The following is a 20,106-nucleotide window of genomic DNA, read 5'->3' as shown; positions in this document are numbered from 1 at the left end:
CCCCTGGGATCAATCCGCGGTGTTCTTCCAAGCGCACCCGGAACAGTTCAGCACGCCTTTTCTTGACCGTCCCATTACCTTTGTCCATCCCGCGTCCCGCGCCTGCGGACCGGCGAGATCCTCTGCCGTGCAGGGCAATCGGGGTACGCGCAGAAGATCATCGCCATCGGCGGGCCCGGGAACGAGCCACCGGAATACCGGACGGCATTCGTCCCGGGCGGCGGCCGCCACGGGCCGGGGGCATCAGCCCGCGTTCGTCTCGGAATGGTCAAGGCAAGGCCGCGGGAGAATACCCCCTGACACAATGGAGTCCGTGACGACCATCGAACGGACCCCGTCGGCGACAGCCGCCCTGCAGAGCTGGTGGACCGCGCTCCCCCGCGCCGCCCGGGTGATCCTCTCGATCCTCCCCGCACTGACCGCCGGCTACGCGGTCTACCTGTGGGCGCACACGGTCGTCGGCCCGCACCACCACCAGTTCGATCTGGCCATCTACTTCCGGGCCGTGCACTTCTGGGCCGCCGGCAACGACATCTACGACTACTCGCAGTTCGACCCGGTGAACATCTCGCTCGGCTACACGTACCCGCCGCTGGCCGCGGTGCTGATGTCGCCGATGGCCGCCACCACCTTCGCGGTGGTCAAGGCGATCACCCTGCCGGCCATCGTGCTGTCCGCCGCCGCCTGTGTGCTGCTCATCCTGCGCGAGCGCGTGATCATCCCCCGCGGCATGACGGTCGCCGTCGTCGGCGTGGTCACCGCGATCGCGTTCCTGCTCGAGCCCATGCGCCAGACGCTCGGCTTCGGACAGATCAACCTGTTCCTCATGCTGCTCGTCCTGCTGGATGTGCTGGTGCTGGCCCGCCGCGGCAGCCGGTTCACCGGCGTCGGGATCGGGCTGGCCATGGCGATCAAGCTGACCCCGGGCATCTTCCTGCTGTACCTGCTGGTCTCCCGGCAGTGGCGGGCCGCGCTCGTCGCCCTGGGCACCGCGGTGACCGCGACCCTGGCCGCCGCCGTCGTCGCCCCCGCCGAGACCTGGCGCTTCTACACCTCCCTGCTCTTCGAGTCCGACCGCGTCGGATTCCTCGGCAGCTCGGCGAACCAGTCGATCAACGGCCTGCTGGCCCGTTTCACCTCCCCGTTGCCGCCCAGCACCGCGGTGTGGGGCCTGCTGGTGCTCGTCCTGCTGGTCGCCGGCTACCGGCGGGTCCGCAGCGCGGTCGCCGCCGGGGACGTGCTGGCCGCGATCACCCTGACCGGTCTGGTGGGCGTGCTGATCAGCCCGGTCAGCTGGCCGCACCACATCGTCTGGGTGCTCCCGGCCATGGTCATCCTGGGCAGCACGCTGATTCGCGGCGTGCTGGCCGCCGTCCGCTCCGGCGGCCCGGTCGCGCCCCGGCTCCGTCCGCTGATCGGTCCTGCCGTGCTGGTCGCGACCGGCGTCTTCATCTGGGGCTGGGACACCCGCATCGTGCTGGGTCTGCCCGACGTCGACTACACCGGTCTCGGGCCGCTGGCCATGCTGGCCGGCAGCCTGCCGATGTTCTGGACGCTGGCCGCGCTGTTCGTCCTGCCGGTGACCTCCTTCCCGCGGGCCGCCCTCAGCGCGTCCTCCCGCCGGGTCGCCGCCGGCACCCGGGGCACCCCGACCGACTGACCGACCGGGGGCGGTCCGGGTTCCTCACGGTCCGCTTCCGGGCCGCGCGGTATCGTCACGGCGCACGACCGCCTGGGGAGGTGGCCGGCCGTTCCGTCGGGGGGTGGCATGGAACCCGCGCTCCGGCTGACCCTGCGGACGGGGTGGCCCTTCGCCGCCGTCCCGCTCATCGCCGCGGCCACCATGCTCGTCCCGCCGATGAACGGGCCGACCGCCTCGGCCCCGCTCTCCGCGTTGGCGCTCCTGCTCGGAACCCTGCTCGCCACCGGACTCGCGGTCGCAGCCGTCCGCCGGGCCGATCGGATCCTCCTGCGCGCGGCCCCGCCCCTGGTCTTCATCCTGGGCCTGGCCGCGGCCCGGTCGCTGGGCGGCGGGAGCGCCTCCGGCCTGGCCCCGCTCCTGCTGCTCCCCCTGCTGTGGGTCGTCGTCTTCGGCACCCGCACCCAGCTGTGGACCGTGGCCGCCGCCACCGCCGCCCTGTTCGTGGTGCCCCTGGTCGTCGTGGGCGCTCCGGACTACACGCCGGGTGACTGGCGCCGGGGGGTGCTGTGGACGGCCATCGTGCTGGCCCTGGGCACCCCCCTGCAGCAGGGTGTGCAGCAGTTGCGCGTGGCCGGGGCCCGGCACCGCCGATCGGCCGCCCAGCTGACCTCCGTGCTGCGGGCGGCCACCGGGCACGCCGTGGTCGCCACCGACGACGACGGGGTCATCACCCTGTTCAGCCCGGGGGCGGAGCGGATGCTCGGCTGGCGCGCCGAGGACGTCGTCGGATCCCGCGCCGACCGCTTCGTGCAGGACGAGCCGGGCCTGGCCCGCCGCGCGGCGGAGCTCGGTCTGGACTCACCGAGCGAGGTGATGGTGCAGGACCTGCTGCGGGACGGGTCCAGCGAATCGGTGCTGCGGCTGGCGCGCCGGGACGGCAGCACCCTGCGGGCCCACGTCACCGTGACCCGGATGACCAGCTCGGACGGCAGCGCGACGGGGTGGACCGGGGTGGCCAGCGACGTCACCGACCAGGAAGCGGCGCGCCACGAACTCGCCGCCGCCGAACGGCGCTGGCGGGAGCTGCTCGGCCACCTGCCCGACACCGCGGTGGCCGTGGTGGGCGCCGACCTGGGGTACCACAGCGCGCTGACCGGTCGCGGCGCCACCGGCCCGACGGACGAGCCGGACCCGGACGGTCCGAGCGCGGCCGATGCCGCCGTGACCGCCGCCGACGGGGCATCGCTGCTGCCCTCCCATCTGCTGCCGCTGGAACCCATGGTCCGGGCGGCGTTGGACGGGGAACCGGGGAGCGACGAACTGCACTCCAGCCGCACCGGACTCACCCACGAGGTCACCGCCGTGCCGCTGCCCGTCCGCGACGGGCGGCGGGAGGTCCTGGTCGTCACCCGGGACGTCACCCAGATCAGGGCCCGCGAGGCCGAACTGCGTCGGGCCCGGGACCGGTTCGGGCAGCTGTTCGACGACACCCCGCACGGCATGCTCCTGATCGGCACCGACGGGTGCATCTCCCAGGTCAACGCGGCGATGGCCCGGCTGATCGGTTGGGAACGGGAGGAACTGCTCGGCCGGCACGCCCACGACACCCCGTTCGCCGCCACCCACCCCGAGCCTCCCCGACTGGCGGACATGCTGGCCGGCCGCCTGCGGGAGATCACCGTCCAGCGGACGATCCGGGTGGGCCGGGGCGAGGCCGTGCATCTGGCCATCACCGCGGTGCCGCTGATGGTCGACGACCGCGTCGAGTCCCTCCTGGTCACCGCGGTGGACGTGACGGAGGCGACCCGGCACGAACTCCAGCTGCTGCACTTCGCCGAGCACGACCCCCTGACCGGCCTGGCCAACCGGCGCAAGTTCGACGCCGAGTTGGCCGCCCACCTGCGCCGCTGCGCCACGACCGGACCCCGGGGTGCCCTTCTGCTGCTCGACCTGGACCGCTTCAAACGGGTCAACGACACCCTCGGCCACCAGGCCGGTGACGAGCTCATCATCGCCGTCGCCGAGATCCTGTCCACCCGGATCCGCGGCACCGACGTGGTCGCACGGCAGGGTGGCGACGAGTTCGCGGTCCTGCTGCCCCGGTCCGACCGGGACGGGGCGGTCACCGTGGCCGCCGACCTGGTCCAGCTGATCCGCGAACACAGCCGCGACGCCCGCCTGCCCGCGGTCACGGCGAGTGTCGGGGTCGCCCTGGTCGACCGGGCCACGGTGACCGCCGATCACCTGCTCAGCGCCGCCGACCTGGCCATGTACGACGCCAAGCACTCGGGCCGCGACCGCGTCGCGGTGTACGGCGACGGAGGTCGACCCGACGACGGCCGGGCCCCGTCGGGTCGGGAAGCGGACCGGGGTGGCCCGTCGGCGTGGGCGGCGGACAGCCCCCGCCGGTCCGGGCCCGAGGAATGAGCCGGGACCCCCGCACGTTTCACCGGATGGACCCAGGGCACTATGGGAACGGGCTCGAGACCCGTCGCCCACGGCCTCGCGATGATCGCCGGACGTCCGGTCGATCCCCGGGCCGAGGCCGGGCCCGAGACCCACGCATGCCGGACAGCCCACCCTCGCGGGTGGTTCACGAGGAGGAACATCCATGGCACGTCGAAGCCCGCTTCCCCGCTACACCGTCCCGTCGCTGACCCCCGAGGTCGGTAGCCAGGTCGCGACCATCCTGCAGGACCGGCTCAACGCCCTGAACGACCTGGCGCTGACCCTCAAGCACGTCCACTGGAACGTCGTCGGCCCGCACTTCATCTCCGTCCACGAGATGATCGACCCGCAGGTCACCGTGGTCCGCGAGTTCGCCGACGAGGTCGCCGAGCGCGTGGCCACCCTGGGCCTGTCGCCCAAGGGCACCCCCGGCGCCATCGTCGAGGGACGCACCTGGGACGACTACTCGATCGACCGGGCCGACACCATCGCCCACCTGGGCGCGCTCGACCTGGTGTACCAGGGCGTCATCGGCAGCCACCGCAAGGCCGCCGCGGACACCGAGGAGATCGACACGGTGACCAACGATCTGCTGGTCGGCCAGCTCGGCCAGCTGGAGCTCTTCCACTGGTTCATCCGCGCGCACCTCGAGTCCGCCAGCGGCAGCCTGATCACCGACGACTCGACGACCGAGGTGCAGGCCGCCGATGCCGGCTCCACGATGAGCAACGAGTCCGCGGGCGTCGAGGTCAACAGCAACTGACCCCGCTCCGCCAGCACCGCCGGATGGCCGGTCCCCTCCCGGGGGCCGGCCATCCGGCCGTTGGTGCCCGCGGGCCGATCGTGGAGCCGGATCCTGGGCCACCCTCCACGAACGAGGAGGGGCATGTGCGTTGTGTCACCACGTCTTGCGCTCGCCGCCCCATTCGGTGGCGAATCCGTGATGCATTCGTGATCGACACCCCGTCTGCACCACGCACTGACGGCGTAAGGTCGGCGGGTCCGATCGACCGATCGGCTGAAGTGTTGTCCGGCCGTCAGGCCATGGAGGTTTCACATGATCGGCTTCATCCTCGGCATGATCCTCATCGGCCTGGTGGCCGGCGCGATCGCCCGGCTCGTCGTCCCCGGCAAGCAGAACATCTCGATCCCGATGACGATCCTGCTCGGCGTCATCGGTTCGATCGTCGGTGGGTTCCTCGGCAAGCTCATCTTCAACAAGGACGCCGCGAACGGGTTCTTCCAGACCTCCGGGCTGATCGGCTCGATCATCGGCGCGATCATCGTCCTGCTGCTGTGGATCAAGTTCGGCAGCAAGGCTCGTCGCTGACCCCCAGCGCCACCCCGGACCCGGTACTCCGCTCGGAGTGCCGGGTCTCGTGCTGTCCGGGGTCGCACGTCCGGGCCCCGCTCGGCCGGCGCACGTAGCCTGGGCCGGTGGCCCTGTCCCTGCCGCTCTTCCCGCTCGGCACCGTGTTGTTCCCCGGTGTCGTGCTTCCGCTGCACGTCTTCGAGGCCCGGTACCGCGCCCTCGTCCAGGAACTGGTCGCCCTGCCCGACCCGCCGCGCCGGTTCGGGGTGGTGGCCATCAAGGCCGGTCACGAGGTCGGCGTGGACGGCGTCACCGCCCTGCACGACATCGGCTGCACGGCCGATCTGCGCCGGGTCGAGCAATACCCGGACGGCCGCTTCGACATCGTCGCCGTCGGCCTGGAGCGGTTCCGCCTCGGTGAGGTCACCGGTGACGAGCTGCTCCGCTCGGAGGTCGAGCTGCTCGCCGACCCGGTGGGCCCGCAGGACGCCGCCCTGGCCGCCACGGCCGGCCGGCTGTTCGTCCGCTACCGGGAGGCTCTCCTCACTGCCCAGGGGACGTCGGCCGACCCGATGCCGGACCTCCCGGCCGATCCGGCCGAGGTCGCCTCGCTCATCGCCGCCTCGATGGTGGCCGACGTGACCGACAAGCAGACCCTGCTCGCCGCACCCGGTATCGCCGCCCGGCTGCGGGAGGAGGTCCGGCTGCTCCGCCGCGAGCTCGGTCTGCTGGCCCACAGCGCCTCCCGCCCGGCCGTCGAACTGGGGCGCGCCCCGTACACGGCGAACTGAGGCCGCTCACCCCCGGGACCAGGTGGACCACAGGGTGGCGTACCGCCCGCCCCGGGCGACGAGGTCGTCGTGCGACCCGAGCTCCACGACCCGGCCGTGGGCGAGGACGGCGATCGCGTCGCACGCCCGGGCCTGGGTCAGTCGGTGGGCGACGACCACCGCGGTCCGTCCGCGCAGCACCGCCCCGGCCGCCGATTCCAGCTGTCGCGCCCCGGCGCTACCGGCCTCCGCCGTGGCCTCGTCGAGGATGACCACGGGGGGATCGCGCAGCGCGATCCGGGCCAGGGCCAGCTGCTGCACCTGCACGGCGGTGAGCGCGTGTCCGCCGCCGCCGATGAGCGTGTCGAGCCCCTCGGGCAACGCGTCCACCCAGGTGTCGGCCCCGACCAGGGCCAGCGCGGCTCGCAGCTGCGCCTCGGACCGGTCGGGCGCCGCGAGCGTCACGTCGGCCCGCACCGACCCGGAGAAGACGTGGGTCTCCTGCGTGACGATGCCCACCCACGAGCGGAGCTCGTCCTCGCCGAGCCGGCCGACGGTGACCGTGCCCGCGTCGGTGACCAGGTCGGTGTGGCCGGTGGCGGCGGGGAACGCCCCGCCGATCAGGGCGGCCAGGGTGGTCTTCCCCGCACCGCTCGCGCCGACCACGGCCAGGGAGGTCCCCGCCGGCACGACCAGCTCGACATCGGTCAGCACCGGCCGCACCCCGTCGTAGGAGTGGCCCAGCCCGCGCACGCGCACGGTCACCGGCCCGTCCGGACCGGGGTGCGCGGGCAGGTCCGCCCGCGGGGTGGCGGTCACGCCGACCATGCGGGCCAGCGCCGCCCCGGCCCGCTGCACGTCGTCGAACGACATGAGCAGGATGCCCAACGGCCCGAAGAGCCGGTGGAAGAGCAGGGCCGCCGCCGTCACCGCACCGACCGTGGTGGCCTGCGCCCCGACCAGCAGGTGCCCGACGACGATCAGCGCACACAGGCCGACGGCCTCGGCCCCGTTGGTGAACAGGCCGAACCGGGAGAACAACCCGCGGGCGGCGACGGCCGCGGCGAGGTTGTCCGCCCCGGCCCGCTCGATGCGCCCGGTCTGCAACGGCCCGGTCCCGTAGGCGCGCACGGTGCTCAGCCCGTGCAGGGTCTGCAGGATCACCCCTGACCGGTCCGCGGCGAGCCGCCGCTCCCGCGCGTAGATCGGTGCCGCACGGGGCAGGTACCAGCGCAGGCCGACGGCGTAGACCGGCAACACGGTCAGGAAGGCCAGGGCCAGCCGCCAGTCCAGGACGGCGAACCCGGTGGCCGACCACAGCACGGTGATGGCCGAGGTGAAGACGGCTGCGCCCACCGGGACAGATTCGACGAAGTACTCGACGTCCTCGGTGACGCGGGACGCGACGTCGCCGTGCCCGACCTCCTCCAGGACCGGGGCGGGCAGGGTCAACGCGGCGGCCAGCACCTCCTCGCGCAGGTCGGCCGAGATGGTCGCCCCGAGGCGCTGGGCCTCCCGGAGCGACCAGCCGGTGAAGACGGCGGTCAGCACCACGGCGGCGCCCAGCCCGACCAGCAGGGGGACGAGCGCCGAGGTGCTCCCCGCCCGGACGGTGTCGACCACCTGTCCGAGCAGCACCGGCCCGGCGACCACCCCGATGCCGGCCACGCAGGTCAGCAGCACCGTGCCCAGGGTCAGCCCCCCGTGCGCGGCGGCCGCCCGGACCAGGGCCCGCCACGTCGCCCGGCCCGATGCCACCGGCAGGGTCGCCCGCACCGGACTCCCCGCGTCCCCGGTCATCTCGTCACCCGTTCCCCCGGGGCCGGTCATCGGAGCACCGCCGCGGCGTAGTCGGGGCGATCGCGCAGGTCGGCGTGCGTGCCCACCGTCGCGGCACCGTCGGCGGCGACGAACACCACCCGGTCGCAACGGGCCAGCACCAGGGGCGAGGAGGTCACCACGACGGTGCGGAACCAGGGGTGGGCCCGCAGGGTGCGGATGCCCTGGGCGGCCGCGTCCTCGGTGACGGCGTCGACGGCGCTGAGCGGATCCCGCAGGACGAGAACCGGCGGTTCGGCGGCCAACGCCCGGGCCAGGGCGACCCGTTGACGCTGCCCTCCGGAGAGGTCCGTGCCGTGGTCCTGCACCGCGTCGTCCAGCAGCCGGCCGACATCCGCACCGGCCCCGGCACCGGGAAGCGCGACCACGTCGGCGGTCTGCGCCGCGCGCAGGGCGGCGGCCAGGGTCCCCGGATCGGTCCCGCGCCCGGTGTCGAGCACCTCGGTCAGCGTGCCGCCGAGCAGGTGCACCGCGTGCGGCTCGGCGAGGATGCGGGACCGGACGGCGGCCCGGTCCAGGTCCGCGAGCTCGGTGCCACCCCACCGGACGGCACCGGCGACCGGCGTCACCGAGCCGTCGAGCAGGCCGGCCACGGCGTCGGACTGCCGCGGGTCCACCGCGGTGACCCCGACCATCTCCCCCGCCCCCACCGTGAGATCGATCGGCCCGACGGTGCCGGATCCTGTGCCGGCGCCCGCGCCGATCAGCACGAGGTCGGCGTCCGCCGGAGCGGCGTCGGATGCGGGGCCGGCGCCCGATGCCCCGCCGATCCCCTCGATGCGGGCCGCGCTGGCCCGGGACACCGCGGCCTGCTGCACGGCGGCGGCGATGTTGCGGACCGGGTCGGCCAGGAAGGAGGCCATGGCGACCACGGTGATCAGCTCGCCGATGCTGATCCTTCCGTTCACGGCCATGGCCGCACCCGCCGCGGCCGTGCCGACGAGCAGCACCCCGGTCGCGAGCAGCCCGGCGGCGGTGGCCACGGACCCGGCCGAGGCCGCACCGACCGAGGCGTCCAGGGACTGACGGCTCACCCCCCGGTAGCGGCGCACCGCCTCGGGCACGCCGCCGAAGCCGCGCAGCGGACGCATGCCGGCGACGAACTCGGCGGCGGCCCCGGCGGCCAACCCCCCGGTCTGCTGCCGGGCGTGACTGCGCCGCTCGATCCACGGGCCGAGCCGGTCCATCCCCACGACCAGGAACGGCAGCACCACCAGCACGCCGACCCCGAGCAGGACGTCGATCCCGAGCAGGACGACGGCCGAGACCAGCAGACCCACCGACGCCGACACCACGAGGCCGACCACCCGGATCACCTCGGACGCGGCCCGCGCGTCGGAGGTCAGCACGGCCATCCACTCACCGGTGGCCCGCCCCGGCCGGGCGTCGTCCACCCGCATCAGGGTTTCCGCGCTGGTGACGCGCAGGTGGTGGGCCTCGCGCAGACAGGTCACGTCCAGGAGCCAGTACCCGTAGGCGGCGGACCCGGCGAGTACCGCGAACAGGAGGAGAACCCCGACCACGGCGACGACGACGGCGGACAGGAACGGTTGGTCCACGGCCCGGTCGACGGCCAGTCCGATGGCCAGCGGCACCAGCGCCTCGCAGACCTGGTGCACGGTCGCGGCGGCGCATCCGACGGCGGCCGGCCGGGCACGGCGGCGGAAGATCTGCCGGAGGAGCGAACGGCCGGGGGGCACGGGAAGGTCCTTTCCGCCCGGCGGGGCCGGTGCGGGTCGAGGGGAACACACGGTCGCACGGCAGCCCGACATCGCCCGGTCCGACACCGCCCGGTCCGACATCGCCCCGTCCGCCGGGGGAACAGGGCCGGCACCGCCGGGTCAGCGGCTGCGGTGCATCAACCAGAAGAAGTAGGGCGCGCCGACGATGGCGGTGAGCAGCCCGGCCGGAAGCTGCGCGGGGGCGATCACGGACCGGCCGAGCAGGTCGGCGAGCACGACGAGGATCCCCCCCAGCAGCATGGCCACCGGCAGCACCCGGATGTGCCGCCGGCCGACCAGGGTGCGGGCCGCGTGCGGGGCGACCAGTCCGACGAAGGCGACCACCCCGATGGCGGCGACGGCGAGCCCGGTCAGCACGACCGCCCCGCCGAGCAGGAGCAGCCGCTGGGAGGGGGGACGGACGCCGAGCACCCGGGGGGTGTCCTCGTCCACCGACAACAGGTCCATCGTGCGGGCCCGGGCCATCAGCAGCGGGACGACCACGGCGGCCCCCAGGACCAGCGGGACCAGGTGCGCGAACGTGCGGCCGTAGGTCGACCCGGAGAGCCAGGTCAGCGCCTTGGCCGCGTTCCACGGGTCGGTCAGCACGATGAGCAGGGTGACCACGGCGGTGGTGCCGGCGGAGACCCCGATGCCGATGAGCACGAGCCGGTCGCTGGCGAACCCGGTGCGGGCGGCCAGGCCGAAGACCAGTCCCGCGGCCAGGATCGCGCCGATGCCGGCACCGCCGGCCAGCAGCCAGAAGCCGGCCCCCGGGGCCAGCGTGACGACCAGGACGGCGGCCACGGAGGCACCGCCGGAGACGCCGATCAGGGCCGGCTCGGCCAGGGCGTTGCGGCTGACCGCCTGGATCGCGCACCCTGCCGCGGCCAGGGCGACCCCGGCGAGCAGGGCCGCGCACACCCGGGGCAGCCGGTTGTCCAGGACGAAGGACACCCGCGGTCCGGCCGTGCCGGCCAGGTAGTTGGTCAGGTCACCGGTCAGCAGCAGGCTGTCCCCGATGAGCGCGCCGGCCAGGCACACCCCGAGGGCCAGGGCGACCAGCAGGGCGACGAGGATGCCGGTGCGGATGCGGCCGGCCCGACCGGGCACGCTCGTCCGACCGGCGGTCAGCACCTCGAGGGGGACGGCGACCCGACCGGAGATCGAGGAGCGCAGCCGGTAGGCCGAGGCGACCAGGACGACCGCGCCGATGACCGAGGTGATGATGCCGGTGGGCACCTCCACGGCGGCCTGCGCGCCGATGGCCGCCCGCAGCACCACGTCGGCGGCGAGCACCACGACCACGCCCGTCAGGCCGGAGACCGGGATGAGCAGGTGGTGACGGTGCAGGCCGGGCACCCGGGTGGCGGCCAGCCGGACCAGGGCCGGCGCGACCAGGCCGAGGAACCCGATGGGTCCGGTGACGGTCACGGCGGCCGCGGTCAGCCCGACGGCGAGGAGCAGCACGACGAGCTGGGTGCGCCGGACGGGGACGCCCAGGGCGCGCGCCTGGTCGTCACCCAGGCCGAGCAGGTCGAGCTTGCGCCCGTGGGCGATCAGCAGCACCACCCCGACCACGACGACCGGCGCGAACGTCGTCACCGCCGTGGTGCCCTTCTGGCCCAGCGAGCCGGCCGTCCAGGCCCGCAGCCCCTGGGTCTCCTCGGGGAACAGGATCATCACCGAGGTGGCCAGCGAGACCAGCACCAGGGCGGTGGCCGTCCCGGCCAGCACGAGCCGGACGGTCCCCCAGCGCGAGCCGGTCAACGCCAGGACGAGCAGGGCCGCGCCGAGCCCGCCGGCGAAGGCGAGACCGGCCGTGCCGAGCAGGGAACCGACCACCGAACCCTGCAGCCCGACCACGCCGCCGATCGCCACGGCGAGGGTGGCCCCGGCGCTGACGGCCAGGGTGTCCGGCGAGGCCAGCGGGTTGCGGCTCAGCGACTGCAGGACGGCCCCCGCCGCCCCGAGGGCCAGGCCCACGAGCAGACCGGCGGCCAACCGGGGCAGGCGGGAGTCGACGAGCACCGCGGTGGTCCGCGCCACGGTGGGATCGGCGGAGTCGGCGGACAGTCCGAGCAGCCACGACCACAGCTGGGTCAGCCCGACGGCCGCCGTGCCCTGCACCAGCTGCACCGAGCCCAGCACGACGATCGCCGCGACCAGGGCGACCACGACCGCCGCCGGGCCCCACCGGGCACCCCGGGGCGGGGTCCCGGCGGGGGCTGCGGTGACGGCGGGAGCCGGCGGGCTGTGCAGGGCCATCGGGTGACGCTCAGCCGGCCGCGGAGGTCGGGGCGGCGGTCGGGGCGGCCTGCGCGGCGGTCACCGCGGCCTGCACCATCTGCGTCATCGAGGCGGGCCCGCCGAACATCCAGATGGCGTCCGGGAAGCGCTGGACCTTGCCGCCGGTGACGAAGGGCAGCGACTGCCAGATGGCGTTGCCGGCGAGACCGTCGGCGTACGGGTCGGGCGTGGAGTCGCTGGCCATGTACCAGAACGGCACGTCGCCCAGGGTGGTCAGGCCCTCGACGTCGGTGGCGCCGAGCCCGTAGGCCGGGTCGCCCTCGACGCCCTGCCAGGCGTTCCCCAGCCCGAGCTCGCCGAAGACGGCGCCGACCAGGGACCCGGCCGTGTACGGCCGGATGGAGATGGCCGAACCGGTGTCGTAGGCGTCGGAGAACGCGACCGGCGTCCCGGCCAGGCCGGCCGCGGTGATCGCGGCGGCGCCGTCGGTGAGGGTGGTGGCGAACGCGGTCCTCAGCTCGGCGGCCGCGTCGGTGGTGCCGGTCGCGGTGGCGACCAGGTCGACGTTCTCCCACATGGCGCCGATGGGATCGGTGGCGTTACCGCCGGCCATCACCATGACCGGAACCTGGGCCTCGATCTGCTCCAGGGCCCCGTCGGCGAGCGAGTCGGTGACGATGACCAGGTCGAGGTCGAGGGTGCCCAGGGTGTCCAGGCTGGGCTCACCGCGGGTGCCGATGTCGGTGGTGCCCTCGGCCAGCGGGGCCGAGCTCACCCAGGTCTCGTAGCCGGCGATGTCGGCCACGCCGACCGGCTGCACGCCCAGGGTGACGAGGTACTCCGCGGCGTTCCACTCGGTGGCGGCGATGCGGGTGGCGGGTGCGTCCAGGGTGATCTCCTTGCCGCGGCTGTCGGTCAGCGTCACCGGTCCGCCGGCCTCGGCGGTGTTCCCGGAGCTGCTGGCGACACCGGAGCCGGCGGCCGAGGAGGCCGAGGAGGCGGTGGCGGCCGTCGTGGTGGAGCCGCCGCTCGCGGCCGGTTCGGTGGTGCCGCAGCCGGTCAGCAGCAGGACGGCGGCGCCGGTCAGGCCGGTCAGGAAGGTGGAGCGTCGCATCGGGGTGTCCTCACGGGTTGGGTCAGGGACGGGTTCGGGACGGGACGGGATGGGTCAGGACGGGTGAAGGGACGGCTCGGGTCGGGCAGGGACGCCGGCACGGCGCGGCCGACCCGCCGTCGGGCAGGGATCAGCGGGACATCAGGTGGACACCACGACGGCGCGCCGCCGGTGGTGCCGACCCCGGGCCCGGGTGCGCAGGGACCCGGTCAGTGCGTCGGTCTCGACGTCGATGTCGATGCCGTAGGTGCGGGTGAGCAGCTCGGCGGTGAGCACGTCCTCCGGGGTGCCGGCGGCGACGACGCGGCCGCCGTCGAGCAGGACGATCCCGTCGGCCAGCGCGGCCGCCTGGTCCAGGTCGTGCAGGACGACCCCGACGGTGATGCCGTGCTCGTCGGCGAGGTCCCGGATGATGTCGAGAAGCTCGACCTGATAACGGATGTCGAGGAACGTGGTCGGTTCGTCGAGCAGCAGGACGGCGGTGTCCTGGGCCAGGCAGCTGGCCAGCCAGACCCGCTGCATCTGCCCGCCGGAGAGCTGGTCGACCGGTCGGTCGGCCAGGTCCTGCACCCCGGTCATCGCCAGCACCCGTGCGACGACGGCGGCACCGTCGGTGTCGCCGCCGCCCCACCGGGACCGGTGCGGGTAGCGGCCGTAGGCCACCACCTCCCCGACGGTCACCCCGCCGGGCGCCACCTTCGACTGCGACAGCAGGGTGAGCCGGGTGGCCAGCACCCGGCTGGGCAGTTCGGCGACGTCGGTGTCGCCGTCCAGGTCGACCCGTCCGGACTGCAGCGGGTGCAGGCGGGCGAGGGCGCGCAGGACGGTGGACTTCCCGCTGCCGTTGGGGCCGATGAGGGCGGTGACCCGACCGGTCGGCAGGACGACGGACAGGTCCTCGACCACCGTGTTCCGCCCGTAGCCCAGGCGGAGCCCGGAGCCGCCGAGAGCGACGGCGGACGCGACGTCCGGGGCCGGACCTGCGGCGGCGCCGGCGGCACCTCGGGATTCGATCACCACTGGAAGGTAAGGCAAACCTAAGTGCTCGGCAAATCCGCGTGAGGTCCGGGCGACGGACGCCCCGCCGACCGACGGGTGACTGTCGGTGGGGCTCACTAGCGTCCTGCCCATGTCCACCGGCCGTTTCGCACCCGCCCCGGGGATCCGGGTGCTGATGCTGCTGGCCGCCTACGCCCCGCTGCTCGTGCTGATGGCCGTGCTGGATTCGTTCGGCATCCCGGCCCTGCGGTGGGTGCTCGGCGGTACCGCCGCCCTCGCCGTCCTGGCCACCGCATTGTTCTTCACCGTCGGCCTGCGGGGGCGCAACGCCGAGTCCGAGACGGTCGTGGAGGCCCGGCCCCGCGAGGGCGAGGCCCTGCGGTTCTTCGCCAGCTACGTGGTGCCGTTCTTCGTCACCCAGTCCGCGGCGCCCACCCACCAGGTCGCCCTCGGGCTCTACGTGCTGGTCATCGCGGTGCTGTACCTGCAGGGCGACATGTATTTCGCCAACCCACTTCTCGGCCTCTTCGGTTACCGGGTCTTCGAGTTGCGGCGACCGGACGGCGGTTATCTCGTCGTGCTGTCCCGGTCCTGGCACCTGGCCCCCGGCCAGCGCGTGGCGCTGGTGCCGCTGGGGGGTTACGTCTTCGTGCACCGCCGCGCGCGGGCACGTCCGGATGCACCACAGGGGGAACGATGAGCACCGATCTGCGCACCGACACCACGACGGCCGCGGCGGCACCGCCGCGCCCGCCGGGGACCACCGCCGGTCCGCCCCCGCAGCCGGTGGACGGGCCGGGCCCGACGGTCGCCGGGCACGCGGAGGACCTGAACAGGACCGACGACGGCTCGGCCGAGATCGCGGTGCCGGCCGAGGCCGAGGCGCTGCGCCGGGCGATCGGCCCGCTGGCCGGCGGGGGTGACCTCTCGGTGACCCTGACCCTCGTACTGGACCACCGCACCGAACGCCCCCGGGTGCTCGACGCGCCGGTCGACGCCGCGCTCGCCGCCGAGCTGTTGGCCGAGTGCGTGGCGACGGCCCGGTCCGCGGTGGCGGCCGAGCTGGTGCCGGCCGTGCCCGGCTTCACGCCGGGCAGGGCCCAGTGGGTCTTCGTGGAGGTCGACGAGCAGCTGGCCGAGCTGGACCACGCCGTGCGCCGGCCCAGCCACGAGCAGTACGACAGGTCCACCGATTTCGGCCGACGCAATCTGCTGGTCGTCCGGGTCAAGGCGGCCGACGGCACCCAGATCGCCCGCCTGTACCAGGGGTTCTCGCCGGAGAAGGCGCTGGGCCGCCGCACCGGCATCGTGGCGTTCTGGGGTGGGGAGCGGTTCGAGGGGCTCACCGAGGCCCCGCTGGTCATCGACCGGGCGTTCCGGGTGCTCGTCACCGGCGGGACAGCCCTGATGCCGGCGTCCTCGGCCTACGAGTCGCTCTTCGGGCCGCCGCCGGGGCTCCGGGAACAGGCGGCGCAGACCTTCGCGTCGACCTTCGGCACCCTGTCCATCACCGGGGCGCAGGAGCTGCGGGAGGCCTGCACCACCGACCCGACGATGATGCGCAAGATGCTGAGCATCGAACGCAAGCTGGCCGAGCCGGCGTTCCGCTCCGCGCTCACAATGCCCAACCTGCTGACGTTCCTCGGCCGCAATCCCAAGATCGCCGTCAAGGTCGACCGGACGGGGCCGGCGCCCAGCCTGGTGTTCGAGACCGACGCCCAGCACCGCTGGGCCCTGCTCAAGCTGCTGGACGACGACTTCCTGCACTCGGAGCTGACCAGCCGGACCTACGAGGCGAACTCGAAGAGCGAGCTCTGAGGTCTGGGCCGGCCCGGATCGTCTCCGCGACAGTGGTTCTCGACCGGGAACGGCGCGGAGGCGCCACCCGCCCGGCCGGGGTCGCGCCGCGAACCCTCAGGCAAACCCAACACTCTCCGTATAGCCATTATCGCGGAGCGTGTGCACAATGTGATCATGCCCGCCCCGTCGTCCACCCCCCATCCGATCGTCCTGGATGCGGCGGGAACGGCGCGGCTGCGGCCCCTCGTCCGGCTGGCCGCGTGGTCGTCGCACTTCCCCTCGGCGGTCCTGCACATCGTGCAGGACGGGGTCTGGGAGTCGCTCCCGTCCACCCCGTCCGCGGATCCGGCCGTGACCGCGGCGCTCACCGTCCTGCGGACCACCGTGCTCAAGCTGGGTGCGCCGCTGGTCGTCCCGGACGCCCGCGTCGACCCCCGGTTCGCCCGCCACCCGGGTGTGCGGTCGGGCGGTCTGGGCAGCTATCTCGGCGTCCCCGTCCGGGCCCGGGGCGCCGAGCCGGTCGGGGTCCTCTGCGTCCTGGACGCGCAGGCCCACGTCATCACCGCCGCCGAGGTGACCCGGCTGATCGACTTCGCCGCCCACCTCGGGAGCCAGATCGATCTCGCCCGCCGCCTGGAGCGGCAGCGCCGGGCCGGGTCCGTGGCCACCGCCGAACTCCGCCGCGCCGTCGACGAGCACCGCATCGTGCCCTGGTACCAGCCGATCGTCGACCTGACCTCCGGCTGCGTGATCGGCTTCGAGGCCCTGGCCCGCTGGGTGCATCCCGGCGGCGAGGTGGAGGACCCGGACCAGTTCGTCCCGCTCGCCCAGGGCACCGATCTGGCCCTGGATCTCGACCTGACCGTCATCCGGCAGGCCCTGACCGATCTGCGCCGGTGGCAGGTCGGCTCCCCCCGGTTGCGGATGGCGGTGAACCTGTCCGGCCGGCACGTCACCCACGCGGACGGCGCCGCGGCGCTGATCCAGCTGACCCGTGAGGTGGGTGCGGACCCGGCGACGGTGGACATCGAACTGACCGACGTGGGCGGCCCGGACGCCGCCCTGCAGGACGCGGTGTTCGTGGAACACCTGCGCGGCCACGGCTTCACCGTCTGGCTCGACGACTTCGGCTCCGGCTGGTCGCCCCTCGAGCACCTGATGCGGCTGCCGGTGGACGGCGTGAAGATCAACCGGGCCATCGCCCTGTCCCTGGGTACCGACGTGGGGGACGCGGTCACCCGGTCCGTCACCGGCATGGCCGCGCAGCTGGGTCTGCTCACCAACCTCGCCGGCATCGAGGGTGCCGACCAGGCCGCCCGGGCACGCACCCTGGGCTGCGACCGCGGGCAGGGCTACCACTGGGCGGCACCCGCGCCGGCCGCCGTCGTGGAGCTGCGGTTGGCCGAGACCCGGGAGCGCCCGCCCACCCCCGCGCCGGAGCCGCCACCCGCGTTGCGGCCGGCCATCGCCGGCACGCTGGCCGGTTCGGTGCTGGACGCGTTCCCGGACGCGACCGCCGTCCTGGACACCGCCGGGGTGATCGTGGCCGTCAACCGCGGATGGCGCGAGTTCGCGCTGGAGAGCGCGGGCCGGACGGAGAGCGTGGGGAGCGATTACCTCGCCGAGTGCCGAGCGTCGGCGGATCGCGGTGCGACCGAGGCCGGTGAGGTGGCCCGGGAGCTGCAGGCGGTGCTGCGGGGCAGCGTCCAGCAGGCCGAGATCGAGTACCCCTGTCCGACGCCGGCCCGCAACCGCTGGTTCCTGGCCCGCATCACGCCGCTCGGCGGCGCCCGCCCGGGCGCCGTCATCACCCATGTGGACATCACCCGCCGGAAGAAGGCCGAGCTCGAACTCCTGCATGCCGCGGCGCACGACCCGCTCACCGATCTGCCCAACCGCTCGGTGCTGACCGCCCGACTGCAGGCCGCCCTCGGCCAGTTGCGCGATCGCACCGCGGACGCGCACGTCGGCCTGGTGTTCATCGATCTGGACGGGTTCAAGACCGTCAACGACACCTACGGGCACGCGGCGGGTGACGACGTCCTGGTGACGGTGGGGCGACGGCTGGAGAGCGTGCTGACCGTCGAGCAGACCGCCGCGCGGGTCGGCGGGGACGAGTTCGTCGTGCTCGCGCCGCGCATCGACCGCGGGGCGCTGGCCCGGCTGACCCAGGACGTGGAGGCCGTCCTGCTGCGGCCCCACCTGATCCGCGGCCGCCAGATCGTGGTCGCCGGCAGTGCCGGCATGCACCTGGCCGATCCCGGCGAGGAGGCGGACGCGGCGCTGCAGCGTGCGGACGCGGCGATGTACCGGGTGAAGGGTGCGGTGGCGCGCGGTGTCCGGCCGGCTCCGGTGGAGACGGTCACCTCCTTCCTCGCGGAGTTCTCCGCCCGCTGACCCGCCGGGCCGGGCGGTCCCGGCAGTCCCCCGCCTCCCCCTGTCGCTCCGGCGGCGGACCCGGTCGGCGTGTCGGCACCCTCACAGCCAGACCTTCTACGTTCTGTAGAAATCATCTTCTACACGGCGTAGAAATGAGTGGACCGCTTCAGTCCGTCAACACTCAGGGGCGCACGGTGGACGTGCTCGACATCGCTCGGTGGCAGTTCGGCATCACGACCGTCTACCACTTCCTCATGGTCCCGCTGACGATCGGGCTGGGTCTGCTCGTCGCCGTCATGCACACGGCCTGGGTGCGGACCGGGCGGGCGGAATGGCTGCGGATGACCCGCTTCTGGGGCCGCATCTACCTGATCAACTTCGTCCTCGGCGTGGCCACCGGTCTGGTCCAGGAGTTCCAGTTCGGGCTGGCCTGGAGCGCCTACTCGCGCTTCGTCGGCGACGTCTTCGGCTCGGTGCTCGCCCTCGAGGCGCTGCTCGCGTTCTTCCTGGAGTCCACGTTCCTCGGGCTGTGGATCTTCGGCTGGGGCCGCATCGGCAAGAAGCTGCACCTGGCCGCCCTCTGGGCCGCCGTGCTCGGCTCGGTGGTCAGCGCGTACTTCATCATCGCCGCCAACTCCTGGATGCAGCACCCGGTCGGCGTCGTGCTGGACACCAGCAGCGGCGAGGCCCGCGCCCGCCAGGTCGACTTCCTCGCCGTGCTCACCAACAACACCGCGCTGGCCGCGTTCAGCCACGCGATCGTCGCCTCGCTGATGGTCGCCGGCGGGCTGCTCGTCGGAGTCGGCCTGTGGCACCTGCGCCGGCGGAAGCTGGCCGGGGAGCCCGTCACCGAGGTCGACCACCAGGTGTGGCGACGCTCCGTCCGCCTCGGTGGCTACGTCTCCCTCGCCGCCTTCGCCCTGGTCTCGCTGACCGGTGACTGGCAGGGAAAGCTGATGTACCAGCAGCAGCCGCTCAAGATGAGCTCGGCCGAAGCCCTGTGCGAGACAGAGGCTCCCGCCTCGTTCTCGCTGTTCGCCTTCTCCAAGCTGGGCAGCAACGAGTGCGACGACGTGCACTCGTACACGATCCCGTACGTGCTGTCGTTCCTGGCCCACGGCGACTTCTCCAGCGCCGTCCCCGGGGTCAACCAGCTGCAGGAGGAGTACGCGGCGACGTACGGCACGACCTACCCGGACGACCCGTCGTTCGGCGACCGCGCCGGCCAGGAGATCGACTACACCCCCGTCCTGGCCGTCACCTACTGGGGCTTCCGATTGATGATCGGCATGGGCATGCTGTCCGCCGGGGTCGCCGCGTACGCCCTGTGGGCCACCCGGCGCGGACGCGTCCCGACGTCCCGGATCGGTGTGTACGGAGCACTTCTCGCCGTCGGCGCGCCGTTCCTCGGCAACGCCGCGGGCTGGATCTTCACCGAGATGGGCCGGCAGCCGTTCGTCGTGTACCCGAACCCCGACGTCCCGGTGGCCGACCAGGTGTACTTCTTCACCGCCCAGGCCGTCTCCCCCGGGATCACCGCCGGCGAGGTGTGGACCTCGTTGATCTCCCTCGCCCTGGTCTACGGGGTGCTGGCGGTGGTCGAGGTCGGGCTCATCGCCCGGTTCGTCCGCCGCGGTGTGACCGACGGAGACACCACCCCCACCCCGGGCATCGGTGGCGGCCGCCGGAAGGACGGCAACGACGGTCCGGACGGCGCCGGCCCGGACGACACCGACAGCTCGGACACCACCGATGACGTCCTGCAGTTCGCCTACTGACCGACCGCACCACGCCCGCCCAGAACCCCGCCCGCAGCACCGCTCTCGACCGAG

14 protein-coding genes are annotated in these 20,106 nt (G+C 73.7%); 9 read left to right on the top strand and 5 right to left on the bottom strand.

Features of this window, described 5'->3' with window-relative positions:
• Positions 1-313 precede the first annotated feature (313 nt).
• From J2S58_RS12750 to J2S58_RS12730, 5 genes are all read left to right on the top strand, one after another.
• The gene (locus J2S58_RS12750) at positions 314-1,660 is read left to right on the top strand and encodes a glycosyltransferase 87 family protein (RefSeq protein WP_205256753.1); all 1,347 of its coding nucleotides are present in this window, start codon (positions 314-316) and stop codon (positions 1,658-1,660) included.
• A 108-nt stretch (positions 1,661-1,768) separates the two neighbouring features.
• Positions 1,769-4,069, top strand: coding sequence for a diguanylate cyclase (locus J2S58_RS12745; protein ID WP_205256754.1), 2,301 nt, complete (start codon positions 1,769-1,771; stop codon positions 4,067-4,069).
• Between the two features lie 184 nt (positions 4,070-4,253).
• Positions 4,254-4,853, top strand: coding sequence for a Dps family protein (locus J2S58_RS12740; protein ID WP_205256755.1), 600 nt, complete (start codon positions 4,254-4,256; stop codon positions 4,851-4,853).
• Between the two features lie 294 nt (positions 4,854-5,147).
• A complete protein-coding gene (locus J2S58_RS12735) occupies positions 5,148-5,420 on the top strand; it encodes a GlsB/YeaQ/YmgE family stress response membrane protein (RefSeq protein WP_205256756.1) in 273 nt (90 codons plus the stop codon).
• Between the two features lie 107 nt (positions 5,421-5,527).
• On the top strand, positions 5,528-6,193 hold the full coding sequence (locus J2S58_RS12730) for an LON peptidase substrate-binding domain-containing protein (RefSeq protein WP_205256757.1): 666 nt from the start codon (positions 5,528-5,530) through the stop codon (positions 6,191-6,193).
• A 6-nt stretch (positions 6,194-6,199) separates the two neighbouring features.
• On the opposite strand, the gene J2S58_RS12725 is transcribed toward J2S58_RS12730, so the two are convergent.
• From J2S58_RS12725 to J2S58_RS12705, 5 genes are all read right to left on the bottom strand, one after another.
• On the bottom strand, positions 6,200-8,002 hold the full coding sequence (locus J2S58_RS12725) for an ABC transporter ATP-binding protein (protein WP_205256758.1): 1,803 nt from the start codon (positions 8,000-8,002) through the stop codon (positions 6,200-6,202).
• Positions 7,999-9,711 carry an ABC transporter transmembrane domain-containing protein gene (locus J2S58_RS12720; RefSeq protein ID WP_205256759.1) on the bottom strand — a complete coding sequence of 571 codons (1,713 nt, stop codon included), beginning with the start codon at positions 9,709-9,711 and terminating at the stop codon, positions 7,999-8,001. The genes J2S58_RS12725 and J2S58_RS12720 overlap by 4 nt, the downstream gene beginning before the upstream one ends.
• Positions 9,712-9,852: 141 nt before the next feature.
• Positions 9,853-12,000 carry an iron ABC transporter permease gene (locus tag J2S58_RS12715; protein WP_205256760.1) on the bottom strand — a complete coding sequence of 716 codons (2,148 nt, stop codon included), beginning with the start codon at positions 11,998-12,000 and terminating at the stop codon, positions 9,853-9,855.
• Positions 12,001-12,010: 10 nt separating this feature from the next.
• Positions 12,011-13,096, bottom strand: a complete 1,086-nt coding sequence (locus J2S58_RS12710) for an ABC transporter substrate-binding protein (RefSeq protein WP_205256761.1) — start codon at positions 13,094-13,096, stop codon at positions 12,011-12,013.
• Positions 13,097-13,237: 141 nt separating this feature from the next.
• Complete coding sequence (locus J2S58_RS12705) at positions 13,238-14,113, bottom strand: ABC transporter ATP-binding protein (RefSeq protein ID WP_306828452.1); 876 nt, start codon at positions 14,111-14,113, stop codon at positions 13,238-13,240.
• Between the two features lie 112 nt (positions 14,114-14,225).
• On the opposite strand from J2S58_RS12705, the gene J2S58_RS12700 reads away from it, so the two are divergent.
• From J2S58_RS12700 to J2S58_RS12685, 4 genes are all read left to right on the top strand, one after another.
• On the top strand, positions 14,226-14,795 hold the full coding sequence (locus J2S58_RS12700) for a hypothetical protein (RefSeq protein WP_205256763.1): 570 nt from the start codon (positions 14,226-14,228) through the stop codon (positions 14,793-14,795).
• A complete protein-coding gene (locus tag J2S58_RS12695) occupies positions 14,792-15,913 on the top strand; it encodes a Kiwa anti-phage protein KwaB-like domain-containing protein (protein WP_205256764.1) in 1,122 nt (373 codons plus the stop codon). The genes J2S58_RS12700 and J2S58_RS12695 overlap by 4 nt, the downstream gene beginning before the upstream one ends.
• Before the next feature lie 156 nt (positions 15,914-16,069).
• Positions 16,070-18,292, top strand: a complete 2,223-nt coding sequence (locus J2S58_RS12690) for an EAL domain-containing protein (RefSeq protein ID WP_205256765.1) — start codon at positions 16,070-16,072, stop codon at positions 18,290-18,292.
• A gap of 176 nt (positions 18,293-18,468) precedes the next feature.
• Positions 18,469-20,052 (top strand): cytochrome ubiquinol oxidase subunit I, encoded by a 1,584-nt coding sequence (locus J2S58_RS12685; RefSeq protein ID WP_344470415.1) that lies wholly within the window; start codon positions 18,469-18,471, stop codon positions 20,050-20,052.
• Positions 20,053-20,106: the final 54 nt, after the last annotated feature.

This window comes from Nakamurella flavida (genome assembly GCF_030811475.1).
Taxonomy (GTDB): Bacteria; Actinomycetota; Actinomycetes; order Mycobacteriales; family Nakamurellaceae; genus Nakamurella; species Nakamurella flavida.
This window is presented reverse-complemented; position numbering and strand designations above follow the sequence as displayed.

Coding starts and splice junctions, on each gene's coding strand:
- J2S58_RS12700 (WP_205256763.1), top strand. CDS start 14,226: ATGTCCACCGGCCGTTTCGCACCCGCCCCGGGGATCCGGGTGCTGATG.
- J2S58_RS12710 (WP_205256761.1), bottom strand. CDS start 13,096: ATGCGACGCTCCACCTTCCTGACCGGCCTGACCGGCGCCGCCGTCCTG.
- J2S58_RS12735 (WP_205256756.1), top strand. CDS start 5,148: ATGATCGGCTTCATCCTCGGCATGATCCTCATCGGCCTGGTGGCCGGC.
- J2S58_RS12715 (WP_205256760.1), bottom strand. CDS start 12,000: ATGGCCCTGCACAGCCCGCCGGCTCCCGCCGTCACCGCAGCCCCCGCC.
- J2S58_RS12725 (WP_205256758.1), bottom strand. CDS start 8,002: ATGACCGGCCCCGGGGGAACGGGTGACGAGATGACCGGGGACGCGGGG.
- J2S58_RS12740 (WP_205256755.1), top strand. CDS start 4,254: ATGGCACGTCGAAGCCCGCTTCCCCGCTACACCGTCCCGTCGCTGACC.
- J2S58_RS12745 (WP_205256754.1), top strand. CDS start 1,769: ATGGAACCCGCGCTCCGGCTGACCCTGCGGACGGGGTGGCCCTTCGCC.
- J2S58_RS12695 (WP_205256764.1), top strand. CDS start 14,792: ATGAGCACCGATCTGCGCACCGACACCACGACGGCCGCGGCGGCACCG.
- J2S58_RS12690 (WP_205256765.1), top strand. CDS start 16,070: ATGCCCGCCCCGTCGTCCACCCCCCATCCGATCGTCCTGGATGCGGCG.